Raw genomic sequence first — 16706 nt, 5'->3', positions numbered from 1 at the left:
TACGGCAGGCACTGCAATCAAACTAAAGAGATAAAGGTTATCAATGAGCAATATTCATGAGCACAAGATACTGATCCTTGATTTCGGATCCCAGTATACCCAGCTGATTGCCCGTCGTATCCGCGAAATTGGCGTCTACTGTGAACTCTGGGCCTGGGATGTCAGTGAAGAGCAGATCCGCGAATTTGCCCCTCAGGGCATTATTCTGGCCGGTGGTCCCGAGAGTGTCACCGCTGACAACTCTCCCCGAGCCCCTGAGTATGTGTTTAACGCAGGCGTGCCTGTACTGGGTATCTGCTACGGCATGCAGACCATGAGCGAGCAGCTGGGCGGCAAGGTTATTCAGGGCATAGGCGAGGGCGAGTTCGGTTACGCGCAAATCGAACTGCTGGCCGAATCTGCACTGTTCAAAAACATCGAAGATGCCGTTAATGAAGCCGGTCGTCCATTGCTGGATGTATGGATGAGCCACGGTGACAAAGTCTCGGCCATCCCTGAAGGCTTTGTCGCGGTTGCCAAGACCGAAACCTGCCCATTCGCCGCCATGGCCAATGAAGCCAAAGGTTTCTATGGCGTGCAGTTCCATCCTGAAGTGACCCATACCCGTCAGGGCAAGCGCATGCTGGAGCATTTCGCGCTGGAAATCTGTGGCTGTGAAGCCAAGTGGAAACCCGCTTCCATTATCGAAGACGCCGTTGAGCGCCTGAAAAAGCAGATAGGTGACGACGAAGTAATCCTGGCGCTTTCCGGTGGGGTCGACTCTTCTGTTACTGCCATGCTGCTGCACCGCGCCATCGGCGACAGACTCACCTGTGTGTTTGTCGACAACGGCCTGCTGCGTCTGAACGAAGGCGAGCAAGTGATGGAGATGTTCGGCGACCACTTTGGTCTCAATATCATCAAGGTTGAAGCCGAAGACAGATTCCTCAATGCCCTTAAAGGCGAAAACGACCCTGAAGCCAAGCGCAAGATCATCGGCCGGGTATTTGTGGAAATCTTCGACGAAGAAGCCGGTAAGTGCGTTAACGCCAAGTGGCTGGCCCAGGGCACCATCTACCCTGATGTCATCGAATCTGCCGGCAGCGCCACGGGCAAGGCCCATGTGATCAAGTCACACCATAACGTCGGCGGTCTGCCGGAAGATATGGAGCTGGGTCTGGTTGAACCGCTGCGTGAACTGTTCAAAGACGAAGTACGCAAGATTGGCCTGGAGCTGGGTCTGCCTTACGACATGCTCTATCGCCACCCATTCCCAGGCCCAGGCCTCGGCGTACGGGTACTCGGCGAAGTCAAGAAAGAGTACTGCGATCTGCTGCGCCGCGCCGATGCCATCTTCATCGAAGAGCTGCGCAAAGCCGAACTGTACGACCGTGTCAGCCAGGCCTTTACTGTGTTCCTGCCGGTTCGCAGCGTAGGTGTAATGGGCGATGGCCGCAAGTATGACTGGGTTGTGTCTCTGCGCGCCGTGGAAACCATCGACTTTATGACTGCCCATTGGGCTCACCTGCCGTACGACTTCCTCGGCCGGGTGTCCAACCGCATCATCAATGAAATCGACGGTATCTCCCGCGTGGTGTACGACATCTCAGGCAAGCCACCGGCAACGATTGAGTGGGAATAATCACTCGTTAGGTAACAGCTGGCAGTAACCGGCATGAAATGACACTTAAGCCCATGTTTACATGGGCTTTTTTGTTTTTATAGCCTGCACTGTCTGGCAATATTTGGCAGCGGGAAGCACGACTTGAGCGTGGTATCGAACTTGGTATTATCAGTGAGCGATGCCATAAGTGAGAGCCAATACCATGCTGCCTTGCCTTATGATTACATGGTATCAAATTTCAATAAAGCACTGTTTTTAAAGAAATAAATAGCAAATTCATAGGGCTCTTTCAGCATGGTATCAACATCGACTAAGGACCAGACCCATGCTGACCGATACCAAGCTGCGCCACCTCAAGCCCAGAGACAAACTTTATAAGGTGAACGACCGGGATGGCCTCTATGTAGCAGTCACGCCGGCCGGCACCGTCTCTTTCCGTTATAACTACTCCATTCATGGACGCCAGGAGACCATCACCTTTGGCCGCTATGGTGTGGGGGGCATTACCCTGGCCGAAGCTCGCGAGCAGCTGCATGAAGCCAAGCGTATGGTGGCCGATGGCAAATCACCGGCCAAGGAGAAAGCCCGGAAAAAGGCCCGAGTGAAAGACGCCGAAACCTTTGGTGCCTGGGCGGAGAAGTGGCTGAGAGGATACCAGATGGCGGATTCCACCAGGGATATGCGCCGCTCTGTGTATACCAGAGAGCTGGAGAAGAAATTCGGCAATCAGAAGCTCACAGAGATCACCCATGAAGACCTGCGAGCACTGACCGATGCCATAGTAGATCGGGGCGCGCCGGCCACCGCCGTTCATACCCGTGACATTGTGCTCCAGGTATACCGCTGGGCCATTGAGAGAGGGCAGAAGGTTGAGAACCCGGCCGACTCGGTTAGGCCTTCCAGCATTGCCAGGTTTGAACCCCGGGATCGCACCCTGTCGCCAGAAGAGATTAAACTCATGTACCAGTACATTGAGCGGATCGGGACTTCACCGTCCATTCGGGCTGCGGTAAAGCTGTTGCTGCTGACCATGGTTCGTAAAAGCGAGCTGACCAATGCCACCTGGAGTGAAATCAACTTCAGCGAAGCGCTGTGGACCATTCCCAAAGAGCGGATGAAACGGCGTAACCCTCATTTGGTGTTCCTGTCCCGCCAGGCCCTGGACATTCTTATTGCCCTGAAGACCTTCTCGGGCGGCTCAGACTACGTTCTGCCGTCCCGTTACGACTCCGATTTGCCCATGAGCAGTGCCACCCTGAACCGCGTGCTGGACCTGACCTATAAGCTGGCCCAAAAAGAAGGGCAGCCCCTGGCCAAGTTCGGCCCACACGATCTGCGCCGCACCGCCAGCACCCTGCTGCACGAAGCTGGCTACAACACCGACTGGATTGAGAAATGCCTGGCCCATGAGCAGAAAGGGGTTAGGGCCGTGTACAACAAGGCTGAATACCGAGAGCAACGTGCCGCCATGCTGCAGGACTGGGCGGATATGATTGATGAGTGGACGGCTAAATGATTGTATTTTTCAATAAATTAGTCTCTTACATTAGTTTAGTTGGTAAGACAAGGTTGATTCTGTATTTGATTCAAATGCCATAAAACTCTGAAGTAGAGGAATAATGCTGGATTTATAAAAAAGTAGATATAAACGGTTCAAAATTTATTTTAATGAAACGCATCAGGCCCTGATGGTGCGACTCTTCCGGTAATAGGGTCTATAAGAATTGCTAACTCTATGTCAGATGTGAACATTTTTTTCATTAGATGATTCTTTAATACTACATTGGTGTCGCCAGTAATATTTAAGGCTGCTTCAGATAGTATATTGTTTATTATCATAAATGTTATCTCTTTATCTTCTATGTCGGTCATTCTAAATATAATACTGGCCTCTTTATAACCAATGCCATTAACTACCGTTCTCATTTCAAAAAGATTTTTTATCCTTGTTGAGTTTACTGTTATGTTGAAGGGGATTGCTATGTTCACATAATCATATAAAATACTTTTCATATCTCTAAGTAAAAGCTCAAACTCGATTTTGTCTAGCAGTTTCTCTTGTGTTTTAACGCGAATTTCAAACTCAGCATCTAATTCCGCCCTGATAGTTGTCACTAAAGAAACAGAGATTAGCATGGTGGAAATTATCCACTTTTTTAAATTTATCATTTATTTTCTTCCTTTTTATTTATAGCCTCAACCTTTTCCTCAAGATCTTTTATCTTTTCTCTTAATGCATCCGCTTTTTCACTTTCAGATACCTTTCTATCTAGCATGTATAATCTGGCATTGTTTCTTCTTTCTGGATTTTTTCCATTTAAGTCTTTATCTATTATTCTTTCTATAGAAGGGAACTTATTAAAGAGAATGACAATTGATATGGCAATTAGTGGGATTGTGAGCTCAGGTAATGGGTGCATCCCAGTTAGTATATCTGTGATCCAGCCCAACACGCATAGTAAAAGAATTACCCACCAAAGCCACCATAAAGCCAATCTAATATTCAAGTTTTTTACGTAGTCCATTTTAACTCCCCCCATGCTTTAGGTTGCACCACTAACTAGATAAGTATTATTGTAATCAAGTTTAGTACATTGTGGTTTTTTAGTGTTGTATACAGGACTTATAATTTTAATCATCTCATTTATGTTGGGTCCAAGCTGAACCACTGAGAATATAAGCATATTACTGTAGGCAGATTTTTTTCCTAGGTGTCAACCTTTTTTGCCAATTTAAAGGCTTAACTGATCTGCATTGCTCGGCATCATCAAGCTCTCATTAGCAAGTGGAGGCAAGAGGATGCATGCACTAACAAGTAAGAGGCTGATCAACAGGAAAGAGCTGCTGAAGATGGTGCCACTTTCCGACCGAACCATTTACAACCTTGAACAACGTGGTGATTTTCCTCGCCGAATTGCATTGACCAGCAGAAATGTTGCCTGGGATCTGCAAGAGGTGGAGCAATGGATTGAAGAGCGTAGGTCTTCGGGCGCTCGTCCTGTCCGGCCCGGCCATGCCATCGGGTTTTAATGATATGGCCTGTAAACCTGCAGCGAGTTTGGCTGATGGGATTAGCGCAACTGATCCCGTCAGCCAAATTCTGGCAATTCAGGGAAAAGATGCTCATAAGGCGGGAGAAGTTGGATTTCTCTCCCGCTTGTTAATACAAGCAACACTGCCGCATAGCGAGCCTGAAAATAATGAGTGGAGCCGTACTAACGGCAATTTCACCATGCACATGATAGCCCCTTCATCTGTGGGCTTGCCTTATGGTTGTTATGCGCGCTTGCTGCTGGTTTGGATCACTACTCAGGCTGTAAGAAACAAGTTAAAAATAGATAAAGGGTATTTTAGTGAGCAAGAAGCATGCAGGCTGGAGCTCGGGCATTCACTGAGCCAGTTTATGGCTGAGCTGGGGCTGTTAGTGACTGGTGGTCAACAAGGAACAATTGAGCGCTTAAGAGTGCAGATGTGTCGGTTATTTAAAACCACAATAAGTGTGACCTATAAAGAACAATGTGATGACAGCCAGTATTTTATTGAGGCTGATATGGGAGCGCGGGTGTCCGATGCTTCATATATTTGGTGGAGTGTTAAAAGTCCTGAGCAAAATGCTCTGTGGGGATCTTGGGTAGAATTATCTCCCAGATTTTTTCGGCTGATAACAGACAGGCCAGTGCCTTTGGATACCAGGGTTCTGAAGTTAATAAAACGCTCCCCTATGGCTCTGGATGTATATTGCTGGGCTACTTACCGGGTTAGTTACCTAAAAGTATCCACCCTGGTGCCATGGAGTAGTTTGATGAGCCAGATTGGTGCTAATTACTCCGCTACGGCTCAAGGGCGGCGCGACTTCAAAAAGCGGTTCCTGGATGCCCTGAGGAAAGTAAAAGCGGCCTGGCCGCAGCTAAAGGCCACACCCACTGAAAAAGGGCTGCTCCTGAGGCCATGTGCGCCTCATGTGGCTCGACAAAGTAAAGGGCCAGAACTCTGATCAGCCGCATTGTGGATTGGTGGCTGGCTGTGCTGTGGAAAAGCCTGTTAGCCGCAAAAGTTATCCACGCATGTTCTGTCCCGCTTTGTAGGGGAAAGTTACGCATGTTCTGTCCCGCCTTTACGCATGTTCTGTCCCGCGCTACGCATGTTCTGTCCCGCCGATACCTCTGCAGCCCAGTAACGGCGCGGGTTTGAGAGGGGTCTCCTGTAGTGTTTTCCTGTAGTCTTTCCTGTAGAAAGAGATCTCCTGTAGTTAGTCCGGCAAATTCTGTGAAGAAAATCACTCCAGGTTTCACGGGCAGCCATCTGCTTGCCCGACCCGGTTCGTTTGTTTTGGCGTTCATCCTTTCCACTGCTTTATCAAGGTGCTCGGTATCTTAAGAGTGAGCACCTGATCCTGATGACACCATAAAACCGCCTGTGCGCTTCTTGGAGCCTTTTTCTCTACCCAGGTAAGGGGTTGTGTAGGGATCGGGCGCAAAGCGCCTTAAAACGCCAAAAAAGAAGAGATGAGAGGGCTTGTTGCCTGGCGGCAGCCAAAGCGGTGGTCAAAGGGCCATTGGCCCGGTCGCCGCACGCTATAGGATCTAACTACTAGGCAAAAACTTAAAGGAAAACGCTATAGGTTTAGAGGGGGGCGATTTCACGTTGATAGCTCATTGATTTAACAGGGTTATCTGCGAAATATACCAGTTTGGTGTAGTGCTCCAGCCCTCCGAGAGTGTCTGCTCAATTTCCTGACTTGCATGCAAGAAATGCATATCAACCATTCCTGTCCGGCTTGGCTGCCATCGTTACTTGCGATACTGCACTTTAGCGACATATTTAAGACACTTTAACGACATAATAGCGACATAGGCAGGAAAAAGCATATTTTAAGTGCATTTTAACGACACAATAAAGACACTTTTTAATGAAAAAGCAGCGAGTGCGGTAATGTGTCTTAAAAGTGCAGCTAATGTGCAGTGTTTAATGCGGGCAGGATAGGCATTCGTCAGACCGCCAGCAAGCTGGGACTCTTTCGAATGCCATAACTTATTCGCCCATTGGTCTCAACGCATCCTGCTCTCCGAGGGGAGGGGAAGCTGCCGCTTCTGTAGAAAAAATCAATCAGCGAGTGCAGTCTGTGAAGCTTTTAAACCGGGGAGCTTGAGAGGTGAGGAGTTCTTGAATACTCTGTGAACCTACCAAGGGTTGTTGTGGTTGACGGCATGCATAGAAAGGTTTCGATATGGCAAGACTGTGCTCCTGAGGTTCGTGCTGCGACGGAGCGATTCAATGAACGCTCAGGGCCATTTTCGCTGGCATCAAAGCGTGATTCATTCTTACGTCTTATTCGTGAAGAATTGGACGATGCATTAGACAGCTACCGTAGTCAGCTTGAGCTGAAATATACGCAGTTCGATGTTCCTGGGCTTTCTGGGGAAAAGCCCTTTAGTAGTGTTGTTCGTGACTTGGGTGTGCGGTGTACTGAAGATAATATCAGGCGAACACTACGTCTTTTTTCGAAGTCTATTTGTTTTGCCCAGGATGAAGATGATCTTCGGTTTTTTGATACAGCAGAAACTTTGATAGGTGTTCTGGTGCATTGTCGATGCAAAAGGCCAAAGAAGAGGAAAAGTGTATATTCACAGTTCAACCAACAAAGGCCCAAAGAGTTATGTCTATTGTGTGGTGAGCCCAGCGAATTTTTAAAGTATTTCAATAATCACGAAGCATGGGCTTTGATAGATGATGATGAAAAATTAAGGCTTAGCCATAAGTATTGTTATAACCACAGACCCAAGCGTCGTGATGGCACCTGGAATCCAGAATACCGCAGAGCAATACGTAACCGAGAAAATTTTGAGCTTGAAGCCGAACGTCTGCTTAACCAGTCAGCACAACCTGCAGTGGTAAAACCCCATACCGGAACGCTTGATATTGATCGTTACATCATGACGCTTATCGCGCAGACAACCCTGCAGCCAGCAGATGAAGACAAGATAAGAAACCTGGCTCGAAAAATCGTCAATTACCGTATATCAGACCGTAAAAAGCAGATCTTGATGCTGCTGGCCGCAGGATACAAACAAGCAGAGATCGCCAGGCGTTTAAAAATAAGCCGGCAGGCTGTTTCGAAGGCACTGGCTTCTATACCTGATGAGTTTCGTTTGGTGTAGTTCACAGAAATAGCGGAAGTTGATTCCTTGTTTTAGATAAACATAATAAATAAAGAAGAAGTCAGAAGAATCAATAACCGGAAAATTCCACTTTTAGAAGAGGTTGAGTATTCTACATTATAGCCCTATAAAAGTATGTGGCTGGTGGTGTTGCACCGGCCACATAGTACTATTTTGAGTTAATCCTACCGACCCGGATCTGATAGCTAATAGCGGTTGTTAGAACGAATCCAAAAAAATCGAGCAAAGGGACTAAAGATTTTGGTCCCATTTGGGTGAGCTTCCAATTAGATTATCCGGCACGGTACCTATGATCCAACAAGTTGTTTTGAGCATTAATCGTGCAACTGCTCATTCTTACGCAAGGAAAGAATTGCTCGGGCAGCGTTGCCTCGGGAAGCCTTTCGTTTGCGACGGATTGCTTGTTCTACGTCATCACCGCTCTTCTTATCTAGCTTGGCTAGTAGGTCGTCCGAGAGCAGTGAACCAAGAGTTTCGTGCTTGGACTCACTCCAATTTATGGTGGCGAGAGCTCCCTCTACTCGCTTGGCTAGCAGCATCTCAAGTAATTGCAGGCGCTCGGGATCAGTAGTGATGTACCCTATCGGTAGAGTTAAGGCGCTATCCGCATTGGGTTGGCCATGGTACTGCACTACACCAATCACTTCCGGGATTAGCAATACCTCCAGACGGTCAAACTCAGCGTCTGAGCTCAGGCCGATACCGTTGGCAAAACGGCCACGATGGCGCTCACGTTGTATACGCTTTTCTTCGTTGTCATTGCTTGGGTGTAGCAGTGAAATGCGGGCTGACTTATCGTCAGCATAATTATCGAGGATATCTCCAAGCTCACGGTTGAAGTATGCAAGTTGACTTCCGTTGGCACCCCACAGAGGTACTTTGCTGCTATACCACATTGCTTTAGGGGTTAGCTCGCCTTCATAGCTACGCAGGGCATCGCGCAGATTACTGATAAAACGCTTAGCGTTATCTGGCAGATAAACCGCCCCCAGCATGCCGGAGGTTTGTGGATTGCCGTAGCCAGTTTTGCGCTGGTCACGAGCTTCTAGCCAGCCGGAGTAATCAAACTTATAGCCGTTCGCAAACTGCATTAGCACTGGATCGTGAACCGCCTTACAGTAGTCTTCGCAGTCGATACCAAACTCGTCTAACTGGTGATCACCAAGGAAGTCAGCGATATGTGCCTCTAACTCGTTTGCTAGCGGCAGGCGGCTGTTGCCGATGCACTCGTAGGAACGGGTAAACTTCTGCGGCTCGCTGCTAGTATACGCATCGTAGCTCACCTCAATCTCTACTGGGATCTGGACCATTTCATGTGAGCTACAGCCCATCACCTTATACAGCTGAGTCCGTTGACGCTCATACTCGTTATTACGGCTAAGCATCAGGTGGTGGCGGAATTGAGAGCTAAAGGCCTCTGTTACTGCGGCTATATCGGTACCGATTTTACCCCGTGGCAACAATTCTGGCAGACCGGAGGTAACACGACGGTGTGCCTGTGGCTTACATACTGATAGTGTTAGCAGATCGAACGCCACTTCTTCAGTTCGCTCTTGATACTTCACTAGGCTTGGCTTGCCGTCATTATTGGCTGCATGCTTACGTAGGAATGAGCTGGCTTCCACATGGCCGTCAGGGTTGATGATGATTAGACGGTTAGCCAGCAGGCTATCAAGCAACACTTCACGCTCTCTGTCATTTAGGCCAAAGTAACTCTGCAACTCGCTGGGATAGAGTTGATCAAAGATCAACAGCAAGCGACAAGCAAACTGTTCGATGCCCGGCATCAGCTTTTCGGTGGTCCAAGCGCAGTTAATCTTGTAGCTGCGCGCTGGTAATAGCACGGTAATCAGATTACCAAGGCGTGGTTCTGACATCACTCGTTGTCTCCTAGCAGTCTTTGGCCACATAGCATTTGGTAATGAGGCTTAGCGGCAGCAACCTGCTTGCTGATAAATTCATGCACGCTGCCGAGTGCAGAATCATTGTTGTCTTTTGACCACATACGACAAGCACCCAGCACCAATAAACGTTCCTGAGCACGCGAGATCGCCACGTTTATTCGTGGCGCATCGCGCAGGAAGCCTTGCAGTTTGTTCGGGTTATCACGTACCAGGCTGAGGATGATGATCTTGTTTTCCTGCCCTTGGTAGGAATCAACGGTGTCGATTTTGATCAAGCCACGCAAAGCTCCAGCCCACTCGGCACGGCTGATGACGTTTTCGATCTCTTCTTTCTGCTGGCGATACATGGTGATGATACCAATGGGGTATGGCTGCTCAGTAGTGATGGTTTGCTCAAGCTGAGCAACACTTTCGTCACTCGCCAGTGCTTGCAGTGCATCCAGCAATAACCGAACTTCTCGCGGATTGTAGTAGCGGCCATTGCCCTTATGTGCTTCCCCACCCTCTGGGCTTGGGCTAGAGCTGTCGATCCAGCTAACTGCTTTGTTCCAAGGACTGGGTAACTGCGCATACCAACCTGGCGAGGCGCCGCGGCCCGTGTGGAGTTTGCCGATATCCTTCGCGTAGAAGCACTCGGATACCAAATCACCAATCGGCTCAACCATACGGTATTGAGTATCCAGGGTAACACCACCGGTAGCCTTAAAGGCACGTTCAAAGTCAGACTCGTAGAAGATCCCACGTCCAAGTTCTAGCCTCTTAGCAGCCAATTTAAGATGCTGCTGATGGTAAAATGGCGGCAGCTGCTTATGATCTCCCACCAACAATACTCGCTTACCAGATTGCAGCGCTACCATTAGCTCAGCAGCCTGAGCCCGGCCGGCCTCATCTACAATCACCCAATCAAAGCTTGATTCTGCTAACTCTAGCCGACGCGCACCAACACCAACCAAGGTGCCACAAACTAGCTGCTTACTCTTAAGCATAAAGCGATCAAAACCGGCTTCGCCACCGCGCAGAACATCCATCCACTCTTGGCTCATCTCTAATAGTTGTAGAAAGCGCTCTAGGTTTTCTGGATTGTTATAGCCACGTTGAATGGCGATCAGCTCTGTCAGCTGCGCCATTAATGTCTCATCATATACCAGTGGCTCTAGTAGCTCGCTGGCAAATATCGAGTGGATCACCGCCTGAGTACGCTGTTTCAGCTGATCGTTTTGCTCTAATAGTTTGGCTCGGCGATTTTGATAGTGAACGCCGCTGCCCTTGGTCTGCTCCAACTTAGCCAGTTCACGATGACACTGAGCAAACGACACCATCAATGGATTAAGGGTACGGTGAAGCTGACACAGTTGCTGTACCAGCGATGGTGCCATCCCTAAGCGTTTGCCTAGAGTGCTAACACGCAGATCATATTCACGATGGAACTTATGCTGGATTTGTCGCTGGAGCGCCTTGGCTTCCACGCTAAGCATGCCCTCGTCGATCATTTGCTCATGGCCGATACGCACGGTATCTAGCTCCATGCCCTTGTTATGGCAGAGTTCACGGACCTTAATCGCCACGTTATCAACCGCAGTATGCGATTGGCCCACCAGTAGCACATTGTTAACGCCACAATGATGGTACAAATAGTGAATAAACTTGGAGATGAATGTGGTCTTACCGGTTCCAGGGGGGCCCTGCAGTACTCCTACTGGCCCCTGTTCTATTAGCTTCTGGAACGCCATCAGCTGCTGTTCGTTAAAGCCTTGACCAGGCTGATCATACAGCTCACGCAGCGTCTCGGCAGTTGGCTGTGGTTGCATCTGCTGCATGCTTGGTTTTTTATTGTAATCAAAATATAGCGGCAACTGGTTGATCTCAGCTTTGTTGTCGATAACCCTTTGCAGTGCTCGCTGACGTAGTTCTCGCGAGGATTTATCACGGATCGACTCTAGCTGAAGCTGACTGCCGTTAGTTATGCGCTTGCGAGCAGCATCAAAGTCAAAGCTGATCGCCAATAGGTTTGGTGTGGTCTCACTTAGGCTCAGCTTTCCCAGTTGCACCGATTCACGTTTATCCTTAATGTAAACGATAATCTTGTCATCAAACTCGAAGTTGAGATCTGCGCCGGATTCAGTAGTGTATGGATACAGCAAACAGCCACTTGGTGACTCCTGATAGTCAGCCGAATCGATGTTTACCAAGTCTCGCAGTTCTCCTTCAGTATCAGATAGAGCCTGCCACAGCTCAACCGGACTCGACTCACTGCTCTCAAAGTCGTCCTCATCCATCTCTTGATCTGGATTGGTACGCTCAATAATGGCATCAATCACCGGTTCGAGATTCATCAACAACTCAATGAAGTCATTACGTTCGTTAAGCCGACCACGTTGTACCGATAACGGAGTTTCTATCTTGATCTGGGCATGCTTGCCTGCCTTAATCGTCTGCTCAATCGATAACCCTGCATGGTAAGTGATCCAGGTAATGGAACGGCTCTCTGGATCAAGGTCGATTAATAGTTGCTCTCCTAAACCAGTAATATAGCAGCGCAGTTGGTGGGCAAAGCGTGGGTTAGTTGACCAGTCACAGTTAAAGTGATAGCCGCCATCGTTTAGCTCCAGTAACTTCGGCATTTGTGGCCAGGCATCGTTGTTCCAGCATACCGAGATCGCCTGTGCCAGTTGTTGCTTAGGCTCACTAACTGGGCGAATTTCAGGCTGTAATGGTGCTTTAAGTGACTGCAGTAATGGATCGAGCGCGATAGGTACGCCACCAGAACACTGCTTAGCACGATCTAATTCAGCCTGCACTGACGCAGGCATATCCTCACCAAACAGTTCCTCTACCATGCGATATATAGCAAAGCAGTCGCGGCCAAAGGCATCAGTACTTTCAGGGTTAGCTGGCTGGTAGTGTGCATCAGCGGTTAGCTCATCGCTGTATTCAAGCAGCCCCAGCAAGGTTAGGATTGGCGGTTCCCCGGCTTTTACCAACAGTTTATCTGGGCTCAGATCACCATGAGGCAGTTGCTTTTCATGAAAGGCATGCAAGGTATTGATCAACTGCTCAGCAATTGCCAAACGCTGTGGTTGGTCTAATTCAGTCTCGGCAATAAACTGCGACCACGGCTGGCCATCGATATGCTCGCTCACCACATATAAACCACCTTGCCCCAACAGACCACTAGAGTGTACAGCAGGTGTTGGTAGGCTAATCTGCTTAAGCTTATCGATACGCTGCTTAAAGGCATGGATGCGGCGGTTTACCCCCGGTTGTTGTGGATCCAGTCTTACACCATCCCACAGCTTAACGTGAAGGAGCTGCTCATCTTGGTTGCTGTGATAACTGATGCTTCCAGTTGTGGCAATAGCTGCCAGTGCCGGATATACCTCAGCTAGCAGCTCGGGAAGCGGCTGAAACTTCATAACCACACCAACGCTGTTCATCTCTTCACAAAAGAACTCGCTCTGTTGTAGCTCTTGATAAATTTGGTTGGCTTCGTCGATCCCCTGGACCTGATCCTTAGTGGCGGCATTAAACTCGTTGAGCATAATATCGGCTCGTGGGAAGCGCTTGCTTGACTCAAGATTAAGTGCCTGCTCAAACCAATCATTTAGTGCACCATCAAACGGGTCCTTCTGCGGTGCTCGCCACTCGGGAACCTGATCGGCAATTATCAGCGACTCACCAGCAAAACAGATACGATAAGCCACTACCGCGAGCATGAACACATCTAGGCGATAGGGATCAGCGACATCTTCCAGGGCATCCTCTGGCAATACATACGGGGCACTTTGCAAAATTGGTCGTAGTGTTTCTAGGCTATCGCGTCCCTCCAGTGAGGCGGCACCAAAACCAGTTATCACAATGCTTTGCTGCTCCTCGGCGTACCACAGATTGTGCGGATCAATGTCGCGGTGGCCGATCCCTAGGCTGTGTAACTCAGAGAAGGGTGCCAGTAGTGCCCGCACGCGATCTACACGTTGTGGCTTTGTCCAGCCTTCTGCTTCGCTATCAAGCACTTCATCTAAGCGATGAAAACTACGACGCAGCTCATACAGTTCGCGCGTATCGTCAGTGATCTCTTCTTCGGATAACTCGCTCACCGCACGCAGCATATAATCCTGCATGGTAGCGCTGCCGTTGCGTACCTGACGGCCCACTCGAGTCTCACGTAGGGCAACCTCAGCCCATAGTGACAGTTGAGCATTGGCAACCCCTAGGGCATCAAAATCCCATCGGCGTAGCAAACCTCGATACTGGCTGTTGTCTTTGTGGGCTGCACGGAATTCGTTGTAGACCCTTCGCGGGTGGCTAAAGAACGGTTTTTCGTTAGCGATGTAGTCGCTTTCTTTCAGCGGTAGTGCCTTAACCTTTGGCCCCTCAAAGAATGCCTGAATGATCGGTAACGCTTTGGCTGAGTTAGGTCGTGGCTTATCACCTTCAAACAGGTGGCTAAAGTTGGTATTTTGTACCAGCTTTTCATAGTTCTTAGGGTTGCCGATCGTTAGAAATTCATCACGAGTATGGACATAGCGACGCTCATTTAACGGTAAGTTTTCAGGTCCTGCAGTGCCGCACAACACTACATGGGCCTCCACATGTAGAAAGTAACCTAGCTTACGAGATAGCTCTTCCTGCAGTAGGCTTTTTAGCCGCAGTGCATGGTCACGTTTGATCTGATAGGGGCTCTTGCCACGAGGCTTACCATTTTGTAGCCACTTGCCCCCTTCGTAGCTGATGTGGCCGTTCCACTCTTTAAGCTCCACCAATAGCAGTCGATCAGCGGTAATAATAAGGGTATCGATTTCCATCGAACCCTGGTTATCGGTTACCACCAGGCCAGCATAGCCAAACCAACTATCTGGTAGCTGCTTGACCATCATATCAACCGTCTTGGTTTCACTACGGTGCAGGCCTGCACCACCAACTATCTGATACTTCACATTTGCTCCCGCGCTTTCAAACGGCTAGTACCCAAATAGGTACAGTAGTGAAGCTATCTTCATGGAGATATATGATGCAATCAAGCACCAATTTAAGCGTTCATGCTCTGTGTGCTTAATCCACACTTTGGCGTGGTGTGGCATTTGAACATTGTCACTGCTTCGGTATTGGCACTGTTAAGCGCAGCGGCCAGATTTTCGATGTTAAATAGGGCGGCCAGCTGATTTGTATTCCCATTAACATAAAAACCGCCTCAAGTGAGGCGGTTTCTTTATCATGCTGAGGTAAGGGATCAACCAGCTGGTTGTAGCGCCTTGATAGGTGGTTGCGGGTGCTGCCTGGCTTGGGCTAGATCGTAGTTCATCTGCATGGTGAGCCAGGCACGGGCCGTGCTCACACCCGCCATTTCCAGACGAAGAGCAAGGTCAGGGCTGATCGCCGCTCGGCCGTTCAGTACACGGGACAGGGCTACACGGGACATGCCCAGTCGCTCAGCCGTTTCCTTGACGGACAGGCCCAGCTCAGCAATAACGTCTTCGCGCAGCAATTCGCCAGGGTGCGGAGGGTTTATCATTATGGTTTTTCTCCAGTGTAGTATTCGACATAGTAGTAGAGGCGCGGTATGTGAACCGGTGCCTGTGTCATTCAGGAGTTCCGCTCCTCTTGCAGCTCTTGGTGTTCACGTTTATGATTTGTTCATGATTCATGAACGGTGATGATGTGTGAACACTAACGCGACTCTACTAATGCTGGTCATGGATAATCTGCCCTCGCATATTCAAGGAGAGTGCACCTTTGACCCACAGCCGGATGTCAAGCCTTACTCTGATGCTCAGGTCACACTGACGGTACACGGCGAACGCTACCAGTTTAGCGCTGAAATAAAGCATATCCACCGCAAAGAAAGCCTCACAGCACTGCTGGACGCTGCTCATCCCGACACCCTGCTGGTGTGTAACAGACTGACCGCTCATCTCGCCGACTTTTGCTCCAGCAACGCGATCAACTTCATTGATGAGGCCGGCAACGCCAGGGTGAGCTGTAACGGGCTGAATCTGTGGATTGAAGGAAAAAACAGCTCTGAAAGTCACCCTGTAACTCAGCAGCAGGCAAAGCCTGGGCTGGGCTTTATGAAGCTGGTATTTGCCTTGTTGGCTGATGAGGATGTGTTACGTTTACCATTTCGAGCCATTGCCGAGACGGCAAATATTTCATTGGGCATGGTCAGCAAGGGGTTTAAATACCTGGAGTCTGAAAAGCTTGTCAGTCTGGGCAGTACCCGGCGTATTCTGGATAAGGAAGCCCTTTATCACATCTGGATTGAACATTATCGCACGGTACTAAGACCAAAACTCGGTGGGCTAAAACTGGTGGCTCCGGATGACTGGCGAGAAATCCTTTTAACACCCAATGATTGCTGGGGGGGAGAAGTGGCCGCCGATGAACTGACGGGCTATCTACAGCCTTATGAGTTACAGCTTTTTACCTTTGAGCCACTGCAGAAAAGGCTTGCTCTGCTCAAGGCAAAGCCTGACCCTGCCGGCAGACTCTGGCTAGTTCCTGCATTCTGGGGAAAGGAGCTGGACATCAATATCAACGCCAAGGCATTGCTGGCTGTTGCTGAGCTGCTTGCAAGCAACGATAGCCGAAACAAAGAGGTTGCCGAACTCATCAATGAGCAATATCTACACCTTAAAACACTCCCTGAGACCTGGGTTTGAGCCTGTACTGATACTGCTCACGAGCAGGACCTCGGGCGGGACTGGAGTTGTGAAAACAGTCTCCACTCAGTTAAAAAACTAAAAAATTCTGAACATGGTATTTTTCTTGGTATCGAAGAGTTAAGGCTTGTTAAGTATCTGATACTTAAGGCTTTGAAGTCGCTGTTAATAATAGAGTGGGAGTGACGGGCACTGGCTGGCAATGTCTAGCAACGGCAGGCATTTCGGCTGAGGGTAAAAGAACTTTCCGCTAAGCGATAGACTGTATGTAAACACAGTATTGCAAGGACGCGGAACATGCCTCATGTGGCGGCCAGGACGGCCAGCCGGGATCGGGATACTGGTCGTTACCAGAGCCACCGAC

General features: G+C 49.1%; 11 protein-coding genes. 6 read left to right on the top strand and 5 right to left on the bottom strand.

From position 1 onward, the window contains the following. Nucleotides 1–43 precede the first annotated feature (43 nt). Together guaA and ACMHXE_RS18550 are read left to right on the top strand one after the other, a co-directional pair. Entirely contained in the window at nucleotides 44–1621 is a 1578-nt protein-coding gene (guaA, locus tag ACMHXE_RS18555) for a glutamine-hydrolyzing GMP synthase (RefSeq protein ID WP_028779200.1), read from the top strand. Between the two features lie 307 nt (nucleotides 1622–1928). Continuing rightward, entirely contained in the window at nucleotides 1929–3119 is a 1191-nt protein-coding gene (locus tag ACMHXE_RS18550; protein ID WP_335920421.1) for a tyrosine-type recombinase/integrase, read from the top strand. Between the two features lie 149 nt (nucleotides 3120–3268). Here ACMHXE_RS18550 and ACMHXE_RS18545 read toward each other — a convergent pair whose 3' ends face one another. Beyond that, a complete protein-coding gene (locus ACMHXE_RS18545) occupies nucleotides 3269–3772 on the bottom strand; it encodes a hypothetical protein (RefSeq protein WP_335920422.1) in 504 nt (167 codons plus the stop codon). Then, the gene (locus ACMHXE_RS18540) at nucleotides 3769–4128 is read right to left on the bottom strand and encodes a hypothetical protein (protein WP_335920423.1); all 360 of its coding nucleotides are present in this window, start codon (nucleotides 4126–4128) and stop codon (nucleotides 3769–3771) included. The genes ACMHXE_RS18545 and ACMHXE_RS18540 overlap by 4 nt, the downstream gene beginning before the upstream one ends. A gap of 274 nt (nucleotides 4129–4402) precedes the next feature. Here ACMHXE_RS18540 and ACMHXE_RS18535 point away from each other — a divergent pair, with 274 nt between their 5' ends. From ACMHXE_RS18535 to ACMHXE_RS18525, 3 genes are all read left to right on the top strand, one after another. Continuing rightward, nucleotides 4403–4633, top strand: coding sequence for a helix-turn-helix transcriptional regulator (locus ACMHXE_RS18535; protein ID WP_335920424.1), 231 nt, complete (start codon nucleotides 4403–4405; stop codon nucleotides 4631–4633). Then, a complete protein-coding gene (locus ACMHXE_RS18530; RefSeq protein WP_335920426.1) occupies nucleotides 4572–5597 on the top strand; it encodes a replication protein RepA in 1026 nt (341 codons plus the stop codon). The genes ACMHXE_RS18535 and ACMHXE_RS18530 overlap by 62 nt, the downstream gene beginning before the upstream one ends. A 1213-nt stretch (nucleotides 5598–6810) precedes the next feature. After that, entirely contained in the window at nucleotides 6811–7761 is a 951-nt protein-coding gene (locus ACMHXE_RS18525; protein ID WP_413733039.1) for a LuxR C-terminal-related transcriptional regulator, read from the top strand. A 335-nt stretch (nucleotides 7762–8096) separates the two neighbouring features. On the opposite strand, the gene ACMHXE_RS18520 is transcribed toward ACMHXE_RS18525, so the two are convergent. From ACMHXE_RS18520 to ACMHXE_RS18510, 3 genes are all read right to left on the bottom strand, one after another. After that, a complete protein-coding gene (locus ACMHXE_RS18520; RefSeq protein ID WP_335920429.1) occupies nucleotides 8097–9659 on the bottom strand; it encodes a hypothetical protein in 1563 nt (520 codons plus the stop codon). Further along, a complete protein-coding gene (locus tag ACMHXE_RS18515; RefSeq protein ID WP_335920430.1) occupies nucleotides 9659–14620 on the bottom strand; it encodes an AAA domain-containing protein in 4962 nt (1653 codons plus the stop codon). The genes ACMHXE_RS18520 and ACMHXE_RS18515 overlap by 1 nt, the downstream gene beginning before the upstream one ends. A gap of 293 nt (nucleotides 14621–14913) precedes the next feature. Next, nucleotides 14914–15195: a HigA family addiction module antitoxin gene (locus ACMHXE_RS18510; RefSeq protein WP_335920432.1), complete on the bottom strand. Its 282-nt coding sequence runs from the start codon at nucleotides 15193–15195 to the stop codon at nucleotides 14914–14916. Nucleotides 15196–15343: 148 nt separating this feature from the next. Between ACMHXE_RS18510 and ACMHXE_RS18505 the strand changes: the two genes are divergently transcribed. Then, nucleotides 15344–16342, top strand: a complete 999-nt coding sequence (locus ACMHXE_RS18505) for a type IV toxin-antitoxin system AbiEi family antitoxin (protein WP_335920434.1) — start codon at nucleotides 15344–15346, stop codon at nucleotides 16340–16342. Nucleotides 16343–16706 lie beyond the last annotated feature (364 nt).

The organism is Shewanella sp. BJSY2023SW007 (genome assembly GCF_047314525.1).
Classification (GTDB): Bacteria; Pseudomonadota; Gammaproteobacteria; order Enterobacterales; family Shewanellaceae; genus Shewanella; species Shewanella chilikensis.
Note: the sequence above shows the minus strand (reverse complement) of the source record. Positions and strands in the feature narration are given on the sequence as shown.

Coding starts and splice junctions, on each gene's coding strand:
- ACMHXE_RS18510 (WP_335920432.1), bottom strand. CDS start 15,195: ATGATAAACCCTCCGCACCCTGGCGAATTGCTGCGCGAAGACGTTATT.
- ACMHXE_RS18550 (WP_335920421.1), top strand. CDS start 1,929: ATGCTGACCGATACCAAGCTGCGCCACCTCAAGCCCAGAGACAAACTT.
- guaA (WP_028779200.1), top strand. CDS start 44: ATGAGCAATATTCATGAGCACAAGATACTGATCCTTGATTTCGGATCC.
- ACMHXE_RS18540 (WP_335920423.1), bottom strand. CDS start 4,128: ATGGACTACGTAAAAAACTTGAATATTAGATTGGCTTTATGGTGGCTT.
- ACMHXE_RS18520 (WP_335920429.1), bottom strand. CDS start 9,659: ATGTCAGAACCACGCCTTGGTAATCTGATTACCGTGCTATTACCAGCG.
- ACMHXE_RS18545 (WP_335920422.1), bottom strand. CDS start 3,772: ATGATAAATTTAAAAAAGTGGATAATTTCCACCATGCTAATCTCTGTT.
- ACMHXE_RS18525 (WP_413733039.1), top strand. CDS start 6,811: ATGCATAGAAAGGTTTCGATATGGCAAGACTGTGCTCCTGAGGTTCGT.
- ACMHXE_RS18535 (WP_335920424.1), top strand. CDS start 4,403: ATGCATGCACTAACAAGTAAGAGGCTGATCAACAGGAAAGAGCTGCTG.